Genomic DNA, 20655 nt, shown 5'->3' on the forward strand with positions numbered 1-20655 from the left:
CTTTGAGCGTTATTAGGAATCAGAGCTTAAAAACGCTCGAGTAAACGATATATGGTTTATCTTGTACTTTGCTTGGCAATTCAAAATAAACTCTTTAAGGTTCTCACTCACAGGGAACACGCAGTGTACGTCTAGCCCTTCTAAGAATTGGTTGTCGGCCATATCCCAAAAACTTTGCAGCGAGTTACAAACAATGGTTCTCATATCAATGGTGCTCTTTTTGCTGTTTATATCAACGAGCAGAGCTATTTCTAGCGTGCTGACCGTCAACGGGTATAGCAATCCGTGCAGTGACCACCTTAATTAACTCGATACGATTATCAAGATGGTAATTCCAATTAAAATTATTTGTTAATATCATTAAAGCGGCTAAATACTATACAATTATACGTGTGAGTGAAAGTGCATATTTGTTAAAAATTGCACAGCAAACGATTACATTTGCAATTATTTTAATGAGAAAGTGTGACTAGTGTCTGAAAGTTTCACTGGACGTCTAGGGCTAGAATTTTTGAATTCCGTTGATAGTTGTACAAACCTTGTTTCTTCATCGGCAACTCGTCGACACCTATTTCGTAAAATCCTTGTTCACGAAACCAATGTAGGCTATGTGTGGTAAGAACAAAAATCTGGTCGATATCACGAGATTTGGATTGATGACGCATGTAATCCAATAGTAACTGGCCACGGTTTCCATCTCGATAGTCAGGGTGGATAGCCACACAAGCCATCTCTGCCATGTGATCTTCTGGGTAAGCGTATAGTGCTGCGCAGCCAATAATCAGTCCGTCTTTCTCGATAATAGTAAAGCGATGGACTTCTTGCTCTAACTGCTCTCTTGAACGACGAACGAGGATGCCTTGTTCTTCAAGCGGACGAATGAGGTCAAAGATACCACCGATATCATCAATCTGAGCTTGTCTTACTTGTTCGGCACTCGCCATGACCACTTGGGTTCCAATACCGTCGAAAGAGAACAGCTCTTGGATCAATGCGCCATCCACTTTGTAGCTGATTAAGTGACAGCGAGGCACACCTGCGTGGCAAGCGGAGATAGCTCCCTTTAAAAAACGCAGCGTTCCGGTACTCATGTCTTCTGTAGGGTTCTGAGATTCCGTTAAGCGTTCTAGAATTTGTTTCGCGTCTTTAGGGAAAAGTTCGGCGAGGACATTACCGTTTTCGTCAGTTACACCTTGTTCGGAACAAAAACCAATCAGCTTGTCTGCCTTTAGGCGAATTGCAACTTGGGTCGCGACCTCTTCTGAAAGCAGATTAAAGCTTTCTCCGGTGACTGAACTGGCAATCGGGCCAAGTAATACGATGGAACCTTGGTCGAGTGTGCGATTAATCCCTTCAATATCGATTCGACGAATACGCCCACTATGACAGTAGTCGGTGCCATCATCCACGCCTAGCGGTTGAGCTGTGATAAAGTTGCCGCTCATCACATTCAGTTGAGTGCCCGCCATTGGGGTGTTGTTCAAGCTCATTGAAAGACGAGCGGTAATAGCCAACTGTAATTGGCCTGCAGCCTGCATCGCGACACCCAGAGAATACTCGTCAGTGACCCTAATATTCTTGTGATAAGGCGTATGGCAATCTTGTTTTACCAACAGTTGGTTTATCTGAGGTCTTGCCCCATGAACAAGAACTATCTTGACTCCAAGGCTGTGGAGTAAAGCTATATCATTAATAATATTGCCAAAGTTTTTAGCGGCAACGGCTTCGCCTCCCAGCATAATTACCATAGTCTTGCCACGGTGAGCATTTACGTAAGGGGTTGATTGTCTGAAACCTTTTACTAGCGCTGTACTTCTTAATTTCACAGAATAAGTCCATTTTGTTTATTTATTCGATAATTTAGCATTTAAATTCAAATTTAAACAACACCTTTTTGGAATAAAGCGCAAACTATTCTTATCTAGACTTCATTATATAAACGGTCTCAGTGTAGAATATGCATAGCATCTTTATGAGTAGTTCCCGAATGCAACAAGCTCCAGCAACAAAGAACAAGATCGATGAGATAACCACAGGCCTTTATAGTAAGGAAGAACAGCGAAACCAATCTAAGTTAAAGCGTAAGATCATCGAACGTTGTCTCATGGTCTTGGCTTTGGTAGGTTCGTTCGCAGTGGTGTCACTTTTTGGTGATGTGATCACTCGATTGCAAGATTCAGTAACGCCAAATCACTTGCTTTATGGTACTTGGGTAGAACAAGATGTTGCGCATTATGCGACGGATGAGTTTGTGTTAAATGCTTATGGTGTATCAATGGCAGGTTCTATTGTTGCAACTCACTTTGAGTTTGATGGTAACTACTTCGAATATAAGGCGGGCGATCAAACGTATCGTTTCCGTATGACCAATTCCGACAACACCGAAATGATGCTTGATTCGGATAGTCACTATAATCCTGTATTTCGCCTTAAAGGCCATATCGATCACTCGGTCCGATAGGTTATCTTATTGTAAACTCTTACAATCTAAGATTGTGTTATCTGACTGTTTTTGTCATCCTCGATGCATAGAATTTTTAGGATGACTCTTGTGATTAAAAAATGGCTTCCCCTTGTTGCCGCCTCTCTACTATTTGGCTGTGCTCAACCAACCGATCGTGCTCAACAACACCTTGATGATGAATTTCCCCGTACTTTAAATAAGATCGATCAGGTTCAATCCAACAAGCCAAGAGACTACACCGCATTTGCTGAACAAGCTGAAATGGTGGTGTCCAAATCTCCTTCGATGGCGAAAATCTACGAGCCGCTTTATCAACAGCTCAATGAGTGGGCAATGCTGAGTGGTGACCCAAGCGAGTTAGCTAATTTCGGCGTTCAAACCGCTCAACTCGGTGGTGGAGATAAGCAAGGTAATGTCTTATTCACGGGGTATTTTTCTCCAGTAATGGAGCTTCGTCATGAAGCGAATGAAGAGTATCGATTCCCTGTTTATGGGCTTCCTAAGTGCGATAAAGAGTGTCCAACTCGCGCAGATATCTACAACGGCGCATTAGAAGGCCAAGGCCTTGAGTTAGGTTACTCTGCAAACCGTATTGACCCATTTATGATGGAAGTGCAGGGCAGCGGTTTTGTGCATTTTGGTGATGATGACACCTTGCAGTATTTTGCTTATGCGGGTAAGAACAACAAGGCGTACGTGAGTATTGGCCGAGTTTTGATCGAACGAGGTTTAGTTCCGCGCGAAAAAATGTCATTAAAGGCAATCAAAGAGTGGGTATTGGCGAACGAGCCTGAAGTGGTCAAAGAGCTGCTTGAGCAAAACCCGTCTTTTGTGTTCTTTAATGCAAGAGATGATTTGTCGGTGATGGGAAGCGCAGGCATTCCACTGTTACCAATGGCTGCGGTAGCGGGCGATCGCTCACTCTTGCCTATGGGTACACCAATTCTGGCTGAGGTTCCGTTATTAAATGCCGATGGTACTTGGAGTGGGGCACACCAATTAAGATTGTTACTGGTTTTGGATACGGGGGGAGCGGTTAAGCAGAACCACTTGGACCTCTACCACGGTATGGGGCCAAGAGCGGGTACTGAAGCGGGGCATTACAAACATTTTGGTCGTGTATGGAAGTTGGGTTTAGATGGTAGCGCAACCGAAGCGCCTTGGGCTTTGCCTCCTGAAAAGATCGAGTAAAGCCTAATAGAATAGGGCTGTTAAAGTGATTCGCTAATCCCCTAGACTTTTTATTCAAGAGTGCGTATAAAACGCACTCTTTTCTTTTTCTCAGAAATAAATTGGCGGCAACCATGCGTGAATTGACCACTCCAGCTTCAGAAAACTATGACCAACGATTCGGTGGCACTCGTCGCCTATATGGAAATAGTGAAGTCGACATACTTAGAGCTGCACATGTGTGTGTGATCGGTATTGGTGGCGTGGGTTCATGGGCGGTTGAAGCGCTTGCTCGTACTGGTTTAGGTGAGCTGACGTTGATCGATATGGATGATGTGTGTGTGACTAACATCAACCGTCAAATCCACGCAATGTCGGGAACTGTCGGTAAGAGTAAAATCGAAGTAATGGCTGAGCGCGTTAAGCTGATTAACCCTGAGTGTAAAGTTAACCTGATTGATGATTTTATCGGCCCTGACAATCAAGCTGAGTACTTGTCGAAAGAGTTCGATTTTGTTCTCGATGCGATTGATAGCATGAAAGCTAAGGCTTCACTATTAGCGTATTGTCGTAGTAACAAAATCAAAGTGATCACCACTGGTGGTGCGGGTGGCCAAGTCGACCCGACTCAAATCAAAGTTGCCGATTTGACCAAGACGATTCAAGATCCGCTAGCAAAAAAACTGAAAGACACTTTGCGTCGTCACCACAACTTCCCTACAAATCCAGCGCGTAAGTTTGGTATTGATTGTGTATTCTCAACTGAACAGCTTAAATACCCGCAAGCTGACGGCAGTGTGTGTGCTGCGAAAGCGACAGCCGAAGGTCCAAAACGCATGGATTGTGAGACGGGGTTTGGTGCTGCAACTGTGGTAACGGCGACGTTTGGTTTTGTGGCTGTTTCGCGTATTGTCGAAAAGATCATTCAAAAGCATACTAAGTAACTCGTTATTGTTCGTTTCATAATAATTTACTGGATATTAAAATGATGTCATTCCCAAGCTCTCCATTCGGCACTGAAATTACCAGTGATGATATTGTCGCGAAAATGCAGACATTCAACGGTTGGGAAGACCGTTATCGCCAAGTGATTCAATGGGGGAAGAAACTGCCAGTGATGCCTGATGAACTGAAAAGTGAGCAGGTATTGGTGTCTGGTTGTGAAAGCCAAGTGTGGTTAGTTTCTCAGAGTATCGATGATGTTTGGTATTTTTGTGCCGATTCAGATGCGCGTATTGTTCGTGCCCTTATTGCGTTAGTGATGGCTGCTTTTGATGGTAAAACGTCACAACAAATTCAAGTGTTCGATATTGATGGTTACTTTGAAAAGATCGGTCTAATCACCCATCTAAGCCCATCTCGCGGTAATGGATTAAAAGCGATCGTTGCTCAAATCCAAGAGCTAAGTGCTTAACATTTCTTAAAAACACCGATACAAAAAGGGTTAACGCTAAACGCCAACCCTAATAACTTCGCTATTCGTTATGTTTACCATCTACAACATATCAACGGCTTTTTCTATCGCCGCTATGAGCCTTTCAACATCATCCATGTTGTTGTAAATGCCAAACGAAATTCGCACGGTTCCTTTCACATTAAGCGCATCCATTAATGGGTGAGCACAGTGGTGACCAGCACGAACTGCGATACCTTGTTGATCCAATAGCGTTGCAATATCTTGATGGTGAACACCGTCCATCACAAAAGTAATCACACTTGAATTAGATTTATAACCAAGGATCTGGATATCATCCAATTGATTGAGCGCTTGATAGGTTTTCTGTTGTAGCTGGTGGATGTGTTCTTCCACGTCTTTTGGGTCAAACTGATGTAACCACTCTATTGCGGTACTTAAAGCAATAGCGCCTGCGACATTGGGCGTGCCTGCTTCGAACTTGCCAGGTAGTTCAGAAAAAGTAGTGCCAGAGAAAGAGACACGATCAACCATTTTGCCACCGCCATGCCAAGGTGGCATCGCTTCGAGTAATTCAAGCTTACCGTAAAGCACACCAATGCCAGCAGGAGCATAGAGCTTATGCCCAGAGAACACGTAGAAATCTGCACCTAAAGCCGCTACATCAACAGATTCATGAACAATACCTTGCGCGCCATCGACCACAACAATGGCATTCATCGTGTGTGCTTTTTCGATCACTTCCTCAATCGGTTGGCGAGAACCCGTCACGTTGGTTATCTGAGCCAGAGCAACAATCTTTGTTCGTTCATTTAAGAGCGTGTCAAACGCAGTTAGGTCAAATTCGCAATCCGATGTCATTGGTACTTTTATGACTTTAGCGCCGGTTTGTTCTGCCACAATTTGCCAAGGCACTATGTTGGCGTGATGCTCCATTTCACTCACTACGATCTCATCGCCAGGTTGAAGCGTGCTTCTTGCGTATGTTTGAGCAATGAGGTTAAGTGCTTCGGTGGCACCACGAGTCCAGATAATTTCCTTTGAAGACGTAGCGCCAATAAACTGAGCGACCTTGTCTCTTGCTGCTTCAAATTGACTGGTTGCTTGCGCGGTTAAGCTGTGGCTACCACGGTGAACATTGGCATTTTGCTTAGAGTAATATTGGCTAATAGCATCAATAACCACCTGAGGTTTTTGTGTGGTTGCCGCGCTGTCTAAGTAAATCAACGGTTGTTGGTTGACGGTTTGTGATAGCGCAGGAAACTGCTCTCGGATGTGATTGATATCAAGCATCTATTCTTACCTAAATCTTGGAAATTGGTGCCAGCGTTACGCTGAGCGGTATCGTTATTTTATCGCGACTTGTAAAGCGTTGCTGACTAATCTTGATGATTCCAGCTATTTTCTCGTTCTTTAACCATTGCGAGCAGCTTTTGGTTAGTGGGTACTTCTATTTGATGCTTGAGTGCGGTCTTTATAAGGTGCGCGGTAATGAAGTCGATCTCAGTCTTTCGTTTATAAAACATATCTTGCTTCATTGAAGAGTTGTTCTGTGCTGTGGCATGAATAACCTTGTTGACGCTTGCTTCTAACTCATTGAATGAATAAGTAATACCTTCCGCCTGCATTACTTGCGTGAGTTCGTGAATGATGGAATTCAGCGTCTCGCTGAAGCGTTGATCGGCGAGCTCCCCATTCTTAATCTGTTCTAATCCAGTCAGTGGGTTGATAGCACAATTGATGGCGAGCTTAGTCCAAAGTGCCGTTTTTATCTTAGGGTTCCAGTTCACGGTTGGTAGGGCGTGTTCCAACACATCAACCAAAAAAGTGCATTGCTGACCTTTGAGGTTAAAAGCCCCTAGTTGAGTTTGGCCGATTCCTGTGTGGGATACATTGTTGCGGTCGGATTTAAAAGCTGCTTGGGTGGTGGTCGCCAATACTACCGGATGAGCATCAATTTGAGTGGCTATCTCGTCTACTGCTCCCATTCCGTTGTGCATGAACATAAGAATGGTGTCAGGGGCGAGATATTGAAGTAACGGAGTGGTGGCTTCTTCCACTTGCCAAGCCTTGACCGTGACGATCACTAAGTCACTTGCAGATAGCTTTTCGATATTGTTGTTACTAAAGGAAAGTGAAGTTTGCTCATCAAGCGATAGGTCTGTAGAGATTTCAGAAGAGCGACTCCACAAAGAGACATTATGACCCGCTTGAAGTAGTTTTATGGCCCACAAAGATCCAATAGCCCCTGGCCCAACAATCGTGATGTTCACAGCAATACCGAGATAAGAAAGTGATGCTGCAAGGATAGCGAGGCATTATATGAAAGCAATAAAAAATGGCACCCGAGGGTGCCATTTAGGAAATATTTCTTAGAAGTTCGATTAGAACTTGTAAGTTACTGCTACGTAGTGACCTACGCCAGAAGAATCAGCTTGTGAAGTCGCATCCCACGGAAGGTTTGCACCGTCTTCAAAACCGTATACATCACTGTATAGTTTTAAACCGTAACCAACCGCGAAGCGATCTGAGTGCCAGTAAATACCGTTGAACATTGCGCCGCCGTTGCTTACTTGAGCGTACTCATCCTTCATTCCGAATTGGTAATCGATGTAACCTTGGTAAGAGATGAACGAACCGTTCTCGAAGAAGTAGAAAGGTTTGAACCAGTTAGTCGAGATTTGGAAACCGTTCCAATCTTTTTGGTTTGAGTCGTATGTACCGTAAAGGTTTAGACCCACCTTACCGAACCATGGAACCATTACGTCAGAACCCAGACCTACTTTCTGAGTATTCACGCCACCCTTGTTACCATCCCACTCAAAAAGAGTTGAAAGGTATAGCTCTTCAACTGGACCGAAAGACAGATCTTTGCCCGTTAGGCCATCAAGAGACATACGAGGCGCAAACTTCATAAAGATTTTTCCATCTTTGTCTGCTTTGTCGCTGTTTGAGTCTGATGTTAGGTTAAATACATCAACGTAACCGTAAAGGTCGAAGATTCCAGAGCGACCACCAAATTCCATCTCTAGGTAATCGTGAGTAGATTCGTAAGGACCTTTCTCGTTGATTGCACCCATAAGGTTGAACTGCATCCATTTATAGTCGTTTTTATGGATGTCGCCGTCAGAATAATCTGCTGCCATTACTGGAGCAGAAGTTGCTGCAAGTAGGCCAAGAGTTAAAAGTGATTTACGCATAATGGAACTCTCTATATTTGAAATAAGTAACCCGCAAACTTGTAAGTGTTTACGTTGTCCGAATGCCGAGCATAATAGCGATTTTGTTCTCAAATAAAAGTGAGACAGAGTGAAAACTACAATTATTAAAGTGAAGCTTATCACACTAACGATCTAAATGACGGAACTTTAAGATAGCAATGCATCTTGATGCACCATAAATTCTATTGATTTTGTGAAATTCGATTATTTTGTGGGGGAATTGCTGAAATACCGTCCTAAGCAAACGATTCTACTGAATAGAGTGACATGCATATCAAAATCAACAGTATTCTTTTCTAAGCTTTCTCTTCCTCAAAATGAGGTAAATCGTCCGTCTCGTTTTCTTTGCTTTGAGCTAGTTTTGATCGACGTTGTACTGGAATTAGAATCATTTGATGAAGAGGTAATTGGGGTAATCGAGCTTTGTTGTTTATTTATAGAAAGAGATTGTTCTTTGCACTAAACATGGAGAGAACTTTTGAGAGTTTGCAATTGATGATTTGGTGGGAACTGAGTTCCACTTAACCGTGACTGGTACAATAGATTTTCGGTTTCGTCTCTGCCGTCAGAAAGTAAAAAGGGTAGTTTGACGCTACCCTTTTTTACTATTCTTGATGGTTTTTGGCTTTTTCTAATAAATCAGTGAAAAAGTGGCGTAATGAATAGAGCATGATCAAACTCGGAATCACCATTAATGCTGTCAGTATGAAGAAAGTCGACCAGTCATTGAGGTAATCAACGACTTCACCGCTGAATGATGCCAGTGTTGTCCGACCTAAATTTCCCAATGATGCAAGCAGAGCGTATTGGGTTGCAGAGAATGCTTGGCCAGTTACCATTGTCAGGAAAGAAACAAATGCAACGGTTGAGAAGGCAGATGTGAAGTTATCAACCATCAGCGTGGCTAAGAACAGATGCTCATTTGGACCAACTTGGGCGATCCATGCGAACATTAGATTACTGGCTGCCATTGCGATACCGCCGATCATTAACCCGCGAACTATACCAAATTTAACATTGACCATACTGCCAATTAAGGTGAATAACATAGTTAATCCCCAACCGATTAATTTAGAGTAGTAACCGATTTGCTCGTTAGAGAAGCCAATTTCTTTATAGAATGTGATCGACATTCTTCCCAAGAAGGCTTCACCTATCTTAAATAGAAAGACGAAAAGTAATAAAGTTAGAGCGACTCTAAATCCATTGCGTTTGAAGAAGTCTAGGAAGGGTTCTGCGACGGTCACGGTAAGCCAGACAGCAATAGGGTTACCTACTATTTGACGATGACGGCGTTCGGCTTCTGCTTGTAAGCTATCTCGTTTCGTTTTTGGTTCGCCAACGAGTAATGTGAACAACATTAGAATTGCGACAATACCAGCCATACCGTAGTAAACACCATTCCAGCCAACTGAATCAGCATTTATGAAGGCAAGGTAACCGGGTAGCGAATAGCCTGTCCACCAACCTATAACCGTCATAGCAGAAGCTTGAGGCAGTTTAGATGACTCTGACTTTGGAAATGTATCAATTCGAAAGGCATCGATCGCAATATCTTGAGTCGATGAAGCAATCGCTATGCCTAAAGCTAACATCGAAGCTAGAACAAGATCATCGGCTGGGTTTACTCCAGCAATGAAGAGCGTGCAGATCAATACAGCGCTTTGACACAAAAATATCCAACTACGCCGTTGGCCTAATATCGCATGTAGGATTGGTAGTTTGACTCGGTCTACCAGGGGGGCCCATAGAAAGTTAATGGCATAGACGGCAAATACGCTACCAAAATAGCCAATAGCAGCTCTTGTTAAACCTGCATCTTTTAGCCAGCCAGACATGTTGGAGCCAATAAGAACCCATGGGAAGCCACTTGAACAGCCTAACATAAACACCCAAAGTAGACGTTTATCTAGGTAGCTGCGAAAAGTCTGCATCCAAGAAAGAGAGGGAGAGCCTGATGACATGGGGCGTCCTTGTATAGAAAAACGCCCTTAAGAGGTTAAGGGCGCTGTATGAGATTACTTAAGAAGTGTTACTTTGTTGATGATGATAGGGTCTATTGGGATGTCTGACATACGGCCCATTCGCTTAGTCGGAATGGTAGCCATCTTCTGTACGACATCAAATCCCTCAGTCACTTTACCAAATACAGCGTAACCAAGATTAGCGCCTTTCGCGTTTAAGAAATCATTGTCAGCAAAGTTAATGAAGAACTGACGAGTTGCAGAATCAGGCGCATTAGTGCGAGCCATAGCGATCGTTGCTGTATCATTCTTTAGACCGTTACTGCCTTCGTTTTTGATAGGGCCATAAGTCGCTTGTTGATCCATGTCTTGATCGAAGCCACCACCTTGAGCCATAAAGCCAGGAATAACTCGGTGGAAGATAGTGCCTTCATAGCTGCCGTCTTCAACGTATTTTAGGAAGTTCTCAGCGCTAATCGGTGCTTGCTCTTGATTAAGCTCAATAGTGAAGTTGCCTAATGTTGTTTCCACGTTCACTTTAGGACCAGCCCAAACGCTCACGCTCACCAGCATTAATACTATAGAAGTAAGGATACGGCTCATTAGAAACGTTCCTTCATGTAAGTTTGTAGCTCTTGGTCGTTAGCAATCTCAGTAAGTACTAAATTGAGCACATCATTAAGGACCATTGAGATGTCGTCGTTTGAAGCGCTTAACGCACCAGTTCGAACGGCTGTACCATTGAATGTCTTAACCAGTTTGCCTTCAGGTGTCTCAGCGGTTACTTCAAGCGTCACTTTACCGTCCATTTGGTTTTCCATGATGGTGTGTTCTACGGTAACGAGTGCTTCTTGAATCTCTAAAACAATCGAGTTTTCACTGTTTACGCTTGCACGGAAACCTTGAGAGTCCAGCTGTTTTGCTAGCGCGTTTTCTAGAGAAATACGCATGTTTTGCTTAGCGTGAATCGGCTGAATATTTGAACGGCCGCTATCAACCAATGCTACATATTGAGCAGCACGGACATCTTTACTTGTGAGCGTGTATGTTTTGCCTTGTACAAGGTTGCTTGAGCTTAGTGAAGCTTCTGGCATTACGTTGATCTGTTCTTGCTGAGGGGCTGAACATGCCGTCAAAGCCATAATAGAAGCAGCCAAAATCAGTTTTTTCATTCCTTTATCCTTTCTAAATTCACACCAGAAGCTCGGTATTTTAAATTTTTGTGAAGTCGTTTCTGCTTATTTATTAAAATTAGCAGGTTCTCTTGTTGCCTGTAATATCTCAAATTTTTGGTTTAGTTCAAGCGTTTCAACGTTCGCTTCACCAAATAATCTTGCGAGTTTTACATCGTATCCGAGGTGTCGGTTACCAATAACAATTAATTTTCCGCCATTGCTAAGAACATGCTTCGCATCACAGAACATTTGCCATGCAATGTGATCAGTAATCGCTTGTTGTTGATGGAACGGAGGGTTACACATCACCAAGTAGGTGCTGTTTTTCTTAAAGCCATCTAAACAGTTGTTAGCAATGAATTGGAAGTTACCTTCTTCACCAAGGTTATCCTTGACGTTTTGTCGTGCTGATTCAACGGCCATAAAACTCTCATCAACGCAGGTGATACGAGCTTGTGGGTTCAATTGTCCTGCTTTTACACTCAATACACCGTTGCCACAGCCTAGGTCGATAATATGACGTAGCTCAGGATCTTGAGGTATGTGCTCTAGCATATAGCGAGCGCCTTGATCGAGTGCTTCCCCTGAGTAAACATTCGGTAAATTTTTCAGGCGGATATCTTCACCGTCTACATCCCACTCAACAAACGGCTCAACAGTTTGAATCGGTTGGCAATTTGGAGAAGAGAAAACCAAGCGGTGCTTTTTCTTCGCTAATGAGGTTTTGGTCTCGCCTAGGTATTTTTCGAAAAGGTTAAGTGTAGAGGTGTGGATCTCTTTTACTTTGTTGACACCGATCACTTGGCAGCCTTCAGGCAGTGCTTGGCGTAACTGACTTAACTGCCATACAAGGTGGCGGTTGGTTTTTGGTAGCTGCATGATCACAAGATCGATACCGTGTGGGATAGCATCCATTGTGTTTAAAAAGTTGACTCGATTACATTGATTTCGCTGTAAATTTTTTAGCGCACCGCGATGAGAGATAAATGAGTCGCTCATCATGGTGACATCATGATCTTTCGAGAACCAAGCAGATAGAGCACCAAAGCTGTCGTTCATGATCAGTATGTGTTTGCCCGGTTCAAGGTTCATCTCTTCAACATGACTGAGCAGGTATTCGTCGCCCGCATCCCAAGCTTGAAGGGTTTCATTTGAACGTTTAGGGAAACGATGTAAGGTCAAAGTTCTATCGTGAAGGGTAAGTTCGGTTTTCATTGCTTGAGGTGCTTATATAAGAAATAACAAAGATATTGTCTCAAATGCAGGCTAAACAAGATAGAAAAAACTCCACTAAACCGGAGTGGTTCGCAATGAAATACTCAGACAGTCGACCCGTTAAGGTTTATACTCAGCAACATATAATGCCAATACGTTACTAAGGAATCACAATGATCCAAGAAGTTATCGAAACAAAATTGCACAATGAGTTTTCACCAAGTCATTTAAACGTGGTGAATGAGAGCTATATGCACAATGTTCCGGCTGGTTCTGAAAGTCATTTTAAAGTGATTGTTGTCAGCGATGTGTTTGAAGGTTTGCGTCTTATTGCTCGTCATCGAGCGGTCAATAAAGTACTTTCAGAAGAGCTAGCGAATAATATTCACGCCCTGTCCATTCACACTTATACAAAAGATGAATGGATGAAGCAGCTAGATAACGTGCCAGATAGCCCAATGTGTATGGGTGGTGGTAAGTCATAGAACTTATCTATACAAAAGAGGCGGCAATACCGCCTTTTTTGTTGTCAAATATCTCTGTTTTTCGTTGTTATATCACTCAAATTGATGGTAAATCGAACGGCTAAAAATACCTACAATGAGTAATGTTTTTATTAACAGTGTTTCAACATAGTTCGTAAAATATGAGTTTGTGACAGAGTATTAATCTCTTGTTTAAAACATGATTCAAAAGCCATTTTATCTGTGCGGCCCGTCAAATTTATACATATTTGAGAGTCCATATGCTTCAAATCTCACCAAATAAAGGCCGTATTCAAGTTATTGGTCATGGCATCAAGTTATCAAAAAATGCTAGTATACGGCACCTGATAAATCTCACATGATTTATGTGATGAGTTTATTAAGATAATGTTGCGATTTTGGTGTCTCAAATTTACCAAAACCGGACACAGTAATGTCGTGTCTAAGGGCGATTTAAAACGTCCCGAATTTACGCAATTAAAAGAATCTTTTTCCCGATAAAGTAGTGCAAGTGCGTATGATTACAATAAATAAGGGTTTGGACCTTCCTATTGCAGGAACTCCATCCCAGGTGATTAATGATGGTAAGTCCATCACTAAAGTCGCCTTGCTTGGCGAAGAGTACGTTGGTATGCGTCCTACGATGCATGCTCGCGTTGGTGATGAAGTGAAGAAAGGCCAAGTTCTTTTTGCAGATAAAAAGAACCCAGGTGTTGTATTTACTTCTCCAGCAAGCGGTAAAGTTATTGAAGTGAACCGTGGTGCTAAGCGTGTTCTTCAATCAGTAGTGATTGAAATAGCAGGCAATGAGCAAATCACGTTCAATAACTATGAAGCCAACCAACTAGCAGGTCTTGACCGTGAAACGGTTAAAACTCAGTTAGTTGAGTCTGGCGCATGGACCGCTTTGCGAACTCGTCCGTTCAGCAAGGTTCCAGCCATTGATTCTGAAACTCAGGCTATTTTTGTAACTGCTATGGATACGAATCCGTTAGCAGCTGAGCCAGAATTAATCATTAACGAGCAGTCTGATGCTTTCGTTGCTGGTTTAGATCTTCTTTCAACATTGACTAACGGCAAAGTGTACGTTTGTAAAAAAGGCACTAGCTTGCCTCGTTCTGCTCAGTCTAACGTTGAAGAACATGTTTTTGATGGCCCACACCCTGCAGGTCTTGCAGGCACGCATATGCATTACCTTTACCCGGTAAATGCACAAAATGTAGCGTGGAGCATTAACTACCAAGATGTTATCGCATTCGGTAAGCTTTTCCTTACTGGTGAGATTCATTCTGAGCGTGTTGTTGCTCTGGCTGGCCCAGTGGTTAACAACCCACGTCTAGTTCGTACTCTAATTGGTGCTAGCCTTGAAGAGTTAACAGACAGTGAGTTAATGCCAGGCGAAGTTCGTGTGATTTCTGGTTCTGTACTCACGGGTACTAAAGCAACAGGTCCACATGCTTTTCTTGGTCGTTACCATCAGCAAGTTTCTGTTCTACGTGAAGGTCGTGATAAAGAGCTATTCGGCTGGGCTATGCCTGGTAAGAACAAGTTCTCTGTTACTCGTGCATTCCTTGGTCACCTGTTTACAGGTCAGTTGTTCAATATGACAACGACAACAAACGGCAGTGATCGTTCGATGGTTCCAATTGGTAACTATGAGCGCGTGATGCCTCTAGATATGGAACCTACATTGCTACTGCGTGATCTATGTGCAGGCGATATTGATAGTGCTCAAGCACTAGGTGCGCTAGAGCTAGACGAAGAAGATGTAGCATTGTGTACCTTTGTATGTCCAGGCAAGTACGAGTACGGTCAACTACTTCGTGAATGCCTAGATACGATTGAGAAGGAAGGGTAATTTTCATGGGCCTTAAAAAGTTTCTTGAAGACATCGAGCATCATTTTGAGCCAGGTGGTAAACACGAGAAGTGGTTTGCGCTTTACGAAGCAGCAGCGACAGTGTTCTACACGCCAGGTCTTATCACAAAGAAAAGCTCACACGTTCGTGATAGCGTTGATTTAAAACGTATCATGATCATGGTTTGGTTCGCGGTATTCCCAGCAATGTTCTGGGGTATGTACAACGCGGGTGGCCAAGCTATCGCTGCACTTAACCATATGTACGCAGGCGCTGAATTAGTTTCTGTTATCGATGGTAACTGGCACTACTGGCTAACCGAAATGCTTGGCGCCTCCTTAGGGCCCGATGCTGGTGTTGGCAGCAAGATGCTACTTGGTGCGACATACTTCCTACCTATCTATGCAACGGTATTTATCGTTGGTGGTTTCTGGGAAGTTCTGTTCTGTATGGTGCGTAAGCACGAAGTCAACGAAGGTTTCTTTGTTACTTCTATCTTATTTGCGCTTATCGTTCCGCCAACTCTTCCTCTATGGCAAGCAGCACTAGGTATTACCTTCGGTGTTGTTGTAGCGAAAGAGATCTTCGGTGGCACGGGTCGTAACTTCCTGAACCCTGCACTTGCTGGCCGTGCGTTCCTATTCTTTGCATACCCTGCACAGATTTCAGGTGACGTAGTTTGGACTGCTGCAGATGGTTTCTCTGGTGCAACTGCGCTTAGCCAATGGGCTCAAGGCGGCGGTAGCGCACTAATGAACGTAACATCTGGTGAAGCAATCACTTGGATGGACGCATTCATTGGTAACATTCCAGGTTCTATCGGTGAAGTATCGACTCTGGCGCTTATGATTGGTGCTGCGATGATCGTTTACATGCGTATCGCTTCATGGCGTATCATTGTTGGTGTGATGATTGGTATGATCGCTGTATCTACTCTGTTCAACGTGCTCGGTTCTGAGACAAATGCGATGTTCAGCATGCCTTGGCACTGGCACTTAGTTCTAGGTGGCTTCGCGTTTGGTATGTTCTTCATGGCGACAGACCCAGTATCAGCTTCATTTACCAACAAAGGTAAGTGGTGGTACGGCATCTTAATCGGCGCAATTTGTGTAATGATCCGTGTAGTTAACCCTGCATACCCAGAAGGCATGATGCTTGCGATTCTATTCGCAAACCTATTTGCCCCTCTGTTTGACCACGTTGTAATCGAGAAGAACATTAAGCGGAGACTAGCGCGCTATGGCAAGTAATAACGATAGCATTAAAAAGACGCTGTTTGTTGTTATCGCATTGAGCCTTGTGTGCTCAATCATCGTTTCAACAGCTGCAGTTGTTCTTAAACCTAAACAAGAAGCTAACGCAGTTCTGGATAAGCAAACTAAGATCCTGGAAGTTGCAGGCATTGAACTTGCGGGTGATATTCCAGCACTGTACGCCGATAATATTGAACCTCGTTTAGTTGATTTGGCTACTGGCGACTTTGTTGAAGGCGATGCTGCTGAATACAATCAACGTAAAGCAGCAAAAGATCCAGCTCAATCAATCAAGCTTTCAGCTGACGATGACATCGCGAAGATTATTCGCCGTGCGAACACTGCTACAGTGTACCTAGTGAAAGATGGCACTGAAACTTCTAAAGTTATCATTCCTATTCACGGTAATGGCCTTTGGTCAATGATGTACGCATTCGTTGCGGTAGAAACAGATGGTAACACTGTGGCTGGCATCACATACTACGAGCAAGGTGAAACTCCTGGACTTGGTGGTGAAGTTGAGAACCCAACTTGGCGTGATCAGTTCGTTGGTAAGAAATTATTCGACGAAAACCACAAACCAGCGATTAAGGTAGTTAAAGGTGGCGCTCCTCAAGGTTCAGAGCACGGTGTAGATGGACTTTCTGGTGCAACACTGACTAGTGTTGGTGTTCAACATACATTTGACTTCTGGTTAGGTGAAATGGGCTTTGGTCCTTTCCTAGCAAAAGTTCGTGACGGAGGTCTGAACTAATGTCTAGTGCAAAAGAAATTAAAAAAAGCGTATTAGCGCCTGTGTTGGACAACAACCCAATCGCGCTACAGGTTCTTGGTGTGTGTTCTGCTCTTGCGGTTACCACTAAACTAGAAACAGCATTTGTTATGACTATCGCGGTAATGTTTGTTACTGCTTTGTCTAACTTCTTCGTTTCTTTGATCCGTAACCACATTCCTAACAGTGTACGTATCATCGTTCAGATGGCAATTATCGCATCATTAGTAATCGTGGTTGACCAAGTGCTTAAAGCATACCTATACGATATCTCTAAGCAGCTATCTGTATTCGTAGGCCTAATCATTACGAACTGTATTGTAATGGGTCGTGCTGAAGCATTCGCAATGAAGTCTGCACCAATCCCATCTTTAATCGATGGTCTTGGCAACGGTCTTGGTTACGGTTTCGTTCTTATCACTGTTGGTTTCTTCCGTGAGCTTCTAGGCTCTGGCAAACTATTTGGTATGGAAGTACTACCTCTAGTGAGTAACGGTGGTTGGTATCAGCCGAATGGCTTGATGCTTCTAGCACCTTCTGCGTTCTTCCTAATTGGTTTCTTGATTTGGACAATTCGTGTGTTCAAACCTGAACAAGTAGAAGCGAAGGGGTAAGGTAATCATGGAACATTATATTAGTCTGCTAGTTAAATCGATTTTCATCGAAAACATGGCGCTTTCTTTCTTCCTAGGTATGTGTACATTCCTAGCGGTATCTAAGAAAGTTAAAACTTCTTTTGGTCTTGGTGTGGCGGTAGTTGTAGTACTTACCATTGCTGTTCCTGTAAACAACCTTGTTTACACACACATCCTAAAAGAAAACGCGCTTGTTGAAGGTATCGATTTAAGTTTCCTTAACTTCATCGCGTTCATCGGTGTTATCGCGGCGCTTGTACAAATTCTAGAGATGGTTTTAGACCGTTTCTTCCCACCTTTGTACAATGCACTAGGTATTTTCCTTCCATTGATCACAGTTAACTGTGCAATCTTTGGTGGTGTATCTTTCATGGTAACTCGTGACTACAACTTTACTGAATCTATTGTTTACGGTTTCGGTTCTGGTGTGGGTTGGATGTTAGCTATCGTTGCTCTTGCGGGTATCCGTGAGAAGATGAAGTACTCTGACGTACCTCCAGGTCTGCGTGGCCTTGGTATCACGTTCATTACTGTTGGTCTGATGGCGTTAGGCTTTATGTCTTTCTCTGGTGTTCAACTGTAGGGTAAGCACCCAGTAATAAGGAATAACAAATGTTTAGTATTATTCTTGGCGTAGCGATGTTTACCATTATTGTACTGGCTCTAGTACTAGTGATTCTTTTCGCTAAGTCTAAGTTAGTACCATCAGGTGACATCACTATTTCAGTAAATGACGATCCTGAAAAGGCGATCGTTACTCAACCTGGTAGCAAGCTACTTAGTGCCTTAGCTGGCGCTGGTATTTTCGTATCTTCTGCTTGTGGCGGCGGTGGCTCTTGTGGTCAGTGTCGTGTGAAAGTTAAGTCTGGCGGTGGCGACATCCTACCAACTGAACTTGATCACATCACAAAAGGCGAAGCTCGCGAAGGCGAACGTCTTGCATGTCAAGTTGCTATGAAAACCGACATGGAGATTGAACTAGACGAAGATATCTTTGGTGTTAAAAAGTGGGAATGTACTGTTATCTCGAATAACAACGAAGCTACTTTCATCAAAGAACTGGCTCTTGCAATCCCTGAGGGTGAAGAAGTACCGTTCCGCGCGGGTGGTTACATTCAGATTGAAGCTGAACCACATCACGTGAAATACGCAGATTACGATATTCCTGAGGAATACCGTGGTGACTGGGATAAGTTTAACTTGTTCCGTTATGAGTCTATCGTTAAAGAGCATTCGATCCGTGCTTACTCTATGGCTTCATACCCAGAAGAGAAAGGCATCATCAAGCTTAACGTGCGTATCGCGACTCCGCCGCCAAACAACCCTGACGTAGCTCCTGGTGTGATGTCTTCATACATCTGGTCTCTTAAAGAAGGCGACAAATGTACTATTTCTGGTCCATTTGGTGAGTTCTTTGCTAAAGATACAGACAATGAAATGGTCTTCATCGGTGGTGGTGCAGGTATGGCGCCAATGCGTTCACATATCTTCGACCAGCTTAAGCGTCTTAAGTCGAGCCGTAAGATGTCTTTCTGGTACGGTGCGCGTTCTAAGCGTGAGATGTTCTACATTGAAGATTTCGACGGCCTAGCGGCTGCGAATGAAAACTTCGTGTGGCACTGTGCACTGTCTGATCCTCAACCAGAGGATAACTGGGACGGTTATACCGGTTTCATCCATAACGTATTGTACGAAAACTACCTGAAGGATCATGAAGCTCCTGAAGACTGTGAGTACTACATGTGTGGTCCACCAATGATGAACGCGGCTGTTATCGGCATGCTGAAAGATCTTGGCGTAGAAGATGAAAACATCCTACTAGATGACTTTGGTGGTTAATCCATTCAAGTGATTGATATTATGGCTGACTCCAACGAGTCAGCCATTTGTTTTTCTAAGGTGGCTTTTGACAATACAACGGCTTATATAAGAAAGAGTAAGGTGTTAAAAATACCTATTTGTTCTCTTATTTTTCCTTATATAAATCCTCAACATTAGATTGGAGTAAGCAAGTGAAAATATGGCTTGTTGCATTAACTTCTTTAATTTTTCTAGCAGGCTGTGAACAGCCAAGAGAGCAAGTGCATTTAAGTGGCCCAACAATGGGTACCAGTTATAATATTAAATACATCAATGGTGATGAGTTTCCTGAGTCTAACGAAGTTCATACTGAGGTTGATCGTTTACTTGAACAAGTGAACGACCAGATGTCGACTTACCGTGAAGACTCTGAACTGAGCCTTTTTAATCAACACCTTGCTGCTGATGCATTCGAAGTGTCCGAACAGACTGCGACTGTTGTGAAAGAAGCGATTCGTTTGAACGGTCTTACTGAAGGTGCATTAGATGTCACGGTTGGCCCATTAGTTAATCTATGGGGCTTTGGTCCTGAAGCGCGACCTGAAGTCGTCCCAACAGATGAAGAATTAGCTGCTCGTCAAGCAAAGGTTGGAATACATCACCTAAGCGTTGAAGGTAATAAGCTCACTAAAGATTTACCGAACCTGTATGTTGACCTTTCAACCATTGCAAAAGGTTGGGGCGTGGATGTGGTCGCAGATTACCTTGATTCAATTGGTATTCATAATTACATGGTAGAAGTAGGTGGTGAAATCCGTCTGAAAGGTCTAAATCGTGAAAGTGTCGGTTGGCGTATTGCGATAGAGAAACCAAGTGTTGAAGAGCGCACTATTCAAGAGATCATTGAGCCGGGTGATATGGCGATCGCCACGTCTGGTGACTACCGTAATTATTATGAGCGTGATGGTGTTCGTTATTCTCACATCATCAACCCAGAAACAGGAAAGCCTCTTCATCATAAAGTGGTTTCTGTAACTGTATTGGACCCGTCTTCAATGACTGCAGACGGCTTATCTACTGGCCTTATGGTCTTAGGTGAGGTTAAGGGAATGGAAATCGCAAACCAACATAACATTCCTGTGTTCATGGTGGTTAAAACAGCAGATGGCTTTAAAGAGATTGCTTCTGAAGCATTTAAGCCATACTTAAGTAAATAAGGTAAGCGAGAG

At 43.3% G+C, this 20655-nt stretch carries 21 protein-coding genes; 12 read left to right on the forward strand and 9 right to left on the reverse strand.

Going from position 1 to position 20655, the window contains the following annotated elements; translation table 11 throughout:
• Positions 1 to 12: 12 nt before the first annotated feature.
• Positions 13 to 204 (reverse strand): hypothetical protein, encoded by a 192-nt coding sequence (locus tag OCT63_RS14125; RefSeq protein ID WP_082710347.1) that lies wholly within the window; start codon positions 202 to 204, stop codon positions 13 to 15.
• Between the two features lie 281 nt (positions 205 to 485).
• Complete coding sequence (gene argA, locus OCT63_RS14130; RefSeq protein ID WP_060468467.1) at positions 486 to 1826, reverse strand: amino-acid N-acetyltransferase; 1341 nt, start codon at positions 1824 to 1826, stop codon at positions 486 to 488.
• Between the two features lie 161 nt (positions 1827 to 1987).
• On the opposite strand from argA, the gene OCT63_RS14135 reads away from it, so the two are divergent.
• The 4 genes from OCT63_RS14135 (at position 1988) to csdE (ending at position 5048) form a co-directional block, all read left to right on the forward strand.
• The gene (locus OCT63_RS14135; RefSeq protein WP_161685817.1) at positions 1988 to 2461 is read left to right on the forward strand and encodes a DUF2850 domain-containing protein; all 474 of its coding nucleotides are present in this window, start codon (positions 1988 to 1990) and stop codon (positions 2459 to 2461) included.
• A gap of 81 nt (positions 2462 to 2542) precedes the next feature.
• Positions 2543 to 3655, forward strand: coding sequence for a murein transglycosylase A (gene mltA / locus OCT63_RS14140; protein ID WP_269983914.1), 1113 nt, complete (start codon positions 2543 to 2545; stop codon positions 3653 to 3655).
• Between the two features lie 113 nt (positions 3656 to 3768).
• The gene (gene tcdA, locus OCT63_RS14145; protein ID WP_269983915.1) at positions 3769 to 4578 is read left to right on the forward strand and encodes a tRNA cyclic N6-threonylcarbamoyladenosine(37) synthase TcdA; all 810 of its coding nucleotides are present in this window, start codon (positions 3769 to 3771) and stop codon (positions 4576 to 4578) included.
• A gap of 41 nt (positions 4579 to 4619) precedes the next feature.
• The gene (csdE, locus tag OCT63_RS14150) at positions 4620 to 5048 is read left to right on the forward strand and encodes a cysteine desulfurase sulfur acceptor subunit CsdE (RefSeq protein ID WP_269983916.1); all 429 of its coding nucleotides are present in this window, start codon (positions 4620 to 4622) and stop codon (positions 5046 to 5048) included.
• An 81-nt stretch (positions 5049 to 5129) separates the two neighbouring features.
• On the opposite strand, the gene csdA is transcribed toward csdE, so the two are convergent.
• The 7 genes from csdA to OCT63_RS14185 all read right to left on the reverse strand — a co-directional run bounded on the left by csdA (position 5130) and on the right by OCT63_RS14185 (position 12623).
• Positions 5130 to 6341: a cysteine desulfurase CsdA gene (gene csdA, locus OCT63_RS14155; RefSeq protein WP_269983917.1), complete on the reverse strand. Its 1212-nt coding sequence runs from the start codon at positions 6339 to 6341 to the stop codon at positions 5130 to 5132.
• A gap of 86 nt (positions 6342 to 6427) precedes the next feature.
• Complete coding sequence (gene panE / locus OCT63_RS14160; RefSeq protein WP_161754763.1) at positions 6428 to 7321, reverse strand: 2-dehydropantoate 2-reductase; 894 nt, start codon at positions 7319 to 7321, stop codon at positions 6428 to 6430.
• A gap of 111 nt (positions 7322 to 7432) precedes the next feature.
• The gene (locus tag OCT63_RS14165; protein WP_161678861.1) at positions 7433 to 8248 is read right to left on the reverse strand and encodes a nucleoside-specific channel-forming Tsx family protein; all 816 of its coding nucleotides are present in this window, start codon (positions 8246 to 8248) and stop codon (positions 7433 to 7435) included.
• 626 nt (positions 8249 to 8874) lie between these two features.
• Positions 8875 to 10233: an AmpG family muropeptide MFS transporter gene (locus tag OCT63_RS14170; protein ID WP_161678860.1), complete on the reverse strand. Its 1359-nt coding sequence runs from the start codon at positions 10231 to 10233 to the stop codon at positions 8875 to 8877.
• A 54-nt stretch (positions 10234 to 10287) separates the two neighbouring features.
• Complete coding sequence (locus OCT63_RS14175) at positions 10288 to 10836, reverse strand: peptidylprolyl isomerase (RefSeq protein WP_269983918.1); 549 nt, start codon at positions 10834 to 10836, stop codon at positions 10288 to 10290.
• Entirely contained in the window at positions 10836 to 11405 is a 570-nt protein-coding gene (locus tag OCT63_RS14180) for a YajG family lipoprotein (RefSeq protein ID WP_017056765.1), read from the reverse strand. Before OCT63_RS14180 ends, OCT63_RS14175 begins: the two co-directional genes overlap by 1 nt.
• Before the next feature lie 66 nt (positions 11406 to 11471).
• Complete coding sequence (locus OCT63_RS14185) at positions 11472 to 12623, reverse strand: methyltransferase (protein WP_161673109.1); 1152 nt, start codon at positions 12621 to 12623, stop codon at positions 11472 to 11474.
• A gap of 173 nt (positions 12624 to 12796) precedes the next feature.
• Here OCT63_RS14185 and bolA point away from each other — a divergent pair, with 173 nt between their 5' ends.
• The 8 genes from bolA to OCT63_RS14225 all read left to right on the forward strand — a co-directional run bounded on the left by bolA (position 12797) and on the right by OCT63_RS14225 (position 20643).
• Positions 12797 to 13108: a transcriptional regulator BolA gene (gene bolA, locus OCT63_RS14190; protein WP_017056767.1), complete on the forward strand. Its 312-nt coding sequence runs from the start codon at positions 12797 to 12799 to the stop codon at positions 13106 to 13108.
• 517 nt (positions 13109 to 13625) lie between these two features.
• Positions 13626 to 14966, forward strand: coding sequence for a Na(+)-translocating NADH-quinone reductase subunit A (locus OCT63_RS14195; protein ID WP_032547916.1), 1341 nt, complete (start codon positions 13626 to 13628; stop codon positions 14964 to 14966).
• A gap of 5 nt (positions 14967 to 14971) precedes the next feature.
• Positions 14972 to 16216: an NADH:ubiquinone reductase (Na(+)-transporting) subunit B gene (locus OCT63_RS14200; protein ID WP_269983919.1), complete on the forward strand. Its 1245-nt coding sequence runs from the start codon at positions 14972 to 14974 to the stop codon at positions 16214 to 16216.
• A complete protein-coding gene (locus OCT63_RS14205) occupies positions 16206 to 16973 on the forward strand; it encodes a Na(+)-translocating NADH-quinone reductase subunit C (protein WP_046224562.1) in 768 nt (255 codons plus the stop codon). The genes OCT63_RS14200 and OCT63_RS14205 overlap by 11 nt, the downstream gene beginning before the upstream one ends.
• The gene (locus OCT63_RS14210) at positions 16973 to 17605 is read left to right on the forward strand and encodes an NADH:ubiquinone reductase (Na(+)-transporting) subunit D (RefSeq protein WP_017056771.1); all 633 of its coding nucleotides are present in this window, start codon (positions 16973 to 16975) and stop codon (positions 17603 to 17605) included. The genes OCT63_RS14205 and OCT63_RS14210 overlap by 1 nt, the downstream gene beginning before the upstream one ends.
• A gap of 7 nt (positions 17606 to 17612) precedes the next feature.
• Positions 17613 to 18209, forward strand: a complete 597-nt coding sequence (nqrE, locus tag OCT63_RS14215; RefSeq protein WP_046224563.1) for an NADH:ubiquinone reductase (Na(+)-transporting) subunit E — start codon at positions 17613 to 17615, stop codon at positions 18207 to 18209.
• Positions 18210 to 18238: 29 nt separating this feature from the next.
• On the forward strand, positions 18239 to 19465 hold the full coding sequence (nqrF, locus tag OCT63_RS14220; protein WP_060468457.1) for an NADH:ubiquinone reductase (Na(+)-transporting) subunit F: 1227 nt from the start codon (positions 18239 to 18241) through the stop codon (positions 19463 to 19465).
• Positions 19466 to 19638: 173 nt separating this feature from the next.
• Positions 19639 to 20643, forward strand: coding sequence for an FAD:protein FMN transferase (locus OCT63_RS14225; RefSeq protein ID WP_060468456.1), 1005 nt, complete (start codon positions 19639 to 19641; stop codon positions 20641 to 20643).
• Positions 20644 to 20655: the final 12 nt, after the last annotated feature.

This window comes from Vibrio sp. RW, assembly GCF_027587105.1.
GTDB lineage: Bacteria > Pseudomonadota > Gammaproteobacteria > Enterobacterales > Vibrionaceae > Vibrio > Vibrio toranzoniae.

Bases quoted from the DNA above. Each gene is read 5' to 3' on its own strand.
- OCT63_RS14185 (WP_161673109.1), bottom strand. From the start codon at position 12,623: ATGAAAACCGAACTTACCCTTCACGATAGAACTTTGACCTTACATCGT.
- OCT63_RS14195 (WP_032547916.1), top strand. From the start codon at position 13,626: ATGATTACAATAAATAAGGGTTTGGACCTTCCTATTGCAGGAACTCCA.
- mltA (WP_269983914.1), top strand. From the start codon at position 2,543: ATGACTCTTGTGATTAAAAAATGGCTTCCCCTTGTTGCCGCCTCTCTA.
- nqrF (WP_060468457.1), top strand. From the start codon at position 18,239: ATGTTTAGTATTATTCTTGGCGTAGCGATGTTTACCATTATTGTACTG.
- nqrE (WP_046224563.1), top strand. From the start codon at position 17,613: ATGGAACATTATATTAGTCTGCTAGTTAAATCGATTTTCATCGAAAAC.
- OCT63_RS14125 (WP_082710347.1), bottom strand. From the start codon at position 204: ATGAGAACCATTGTTTGTAACTCGCTGCAAAGTTTTTGGGATATGGCC.
- OCT63_RS14210 (WP_017056771.1), top strand. From the start codon at position 16,973: ATGTCTAGTGCAAAAGAAATTAAAAAAAGCGTATTAGCGCCTGTGTTG.
- OCT63_RS14180 (WP_017056765.1), bottom strand. From the start codon at position 11,405: ATGAAAAAACTGATTTTGGCTGCTTCTATTATGGCTTTGACGGCATGT.
- OCT63_RS14205 (WP_046224562.1), top strand. From the start codon at position 16,206: ATGGCAAGTAATAACGATAGCATTAAAAAGACGCTGTTTGTTGTTATC.
- OCT63_RS14165 (WP_161678861.1), bottom strand. From the start codon at position 8,248: ATGCGTAAATCACTTTTAACTCTTGGCCTACTTGCAGCAACTTCTGCT.
- OCT63_RS14170 (WP_161678860.1), bottom strand. From the start codon at position 10,233: ATGTCATCAGGCTCTCCCTCTCTTTCTTGGATGCAGACTTTTCGCAGC.
- csdA (WP_269983917.1), bottom strand. From the start codon at position 6,341: ATGCTTGATATCAATCACATCCGAGAGCAGTTTCCTGCGCTATCACAA.
- csdE (WP_269983916.1), top strand. From the start codon at position 4,620: ATGATGTCATTCCCAAGCTCTCCATTCGGCACTGAAATTACCAGTGAT.
- tcdA (WP_269983915.1), top strand. From the start codon at position 3,769: ATGCGTGAATTGACCACTCCAGCTTCAGAAAACTATGACCAACGATTC.
- bolA (WP_017056767.1), top strand. From the start codon at position 12,797: ATGATCCAAGAAGTTATCGAAACAAAATTGCACAATGAGTTTTCACCA.
- OCT63_RS14200 (WP_269983919.1), top strand. From the start codon at position 14,972: ATGGGCCTTAAAAAGTTTCTTGAAGACATCGAGCATCATTTTGAGCCA.
- OCT63_RS14175 (WP_269983918.1), bottom strand. From the start codon at position 10,836: ATGAGCCGTATCCTTACTTCTATAGTATTAATGCTGGTGAGCGTGAGC.
- OCT63_RS14135 (WP_161685817.1), top strand. From the start codon at position 1,988: ATGCAACAAGCTCCAGCAACAAAGAACAAGATCGATGAGATAACCACA.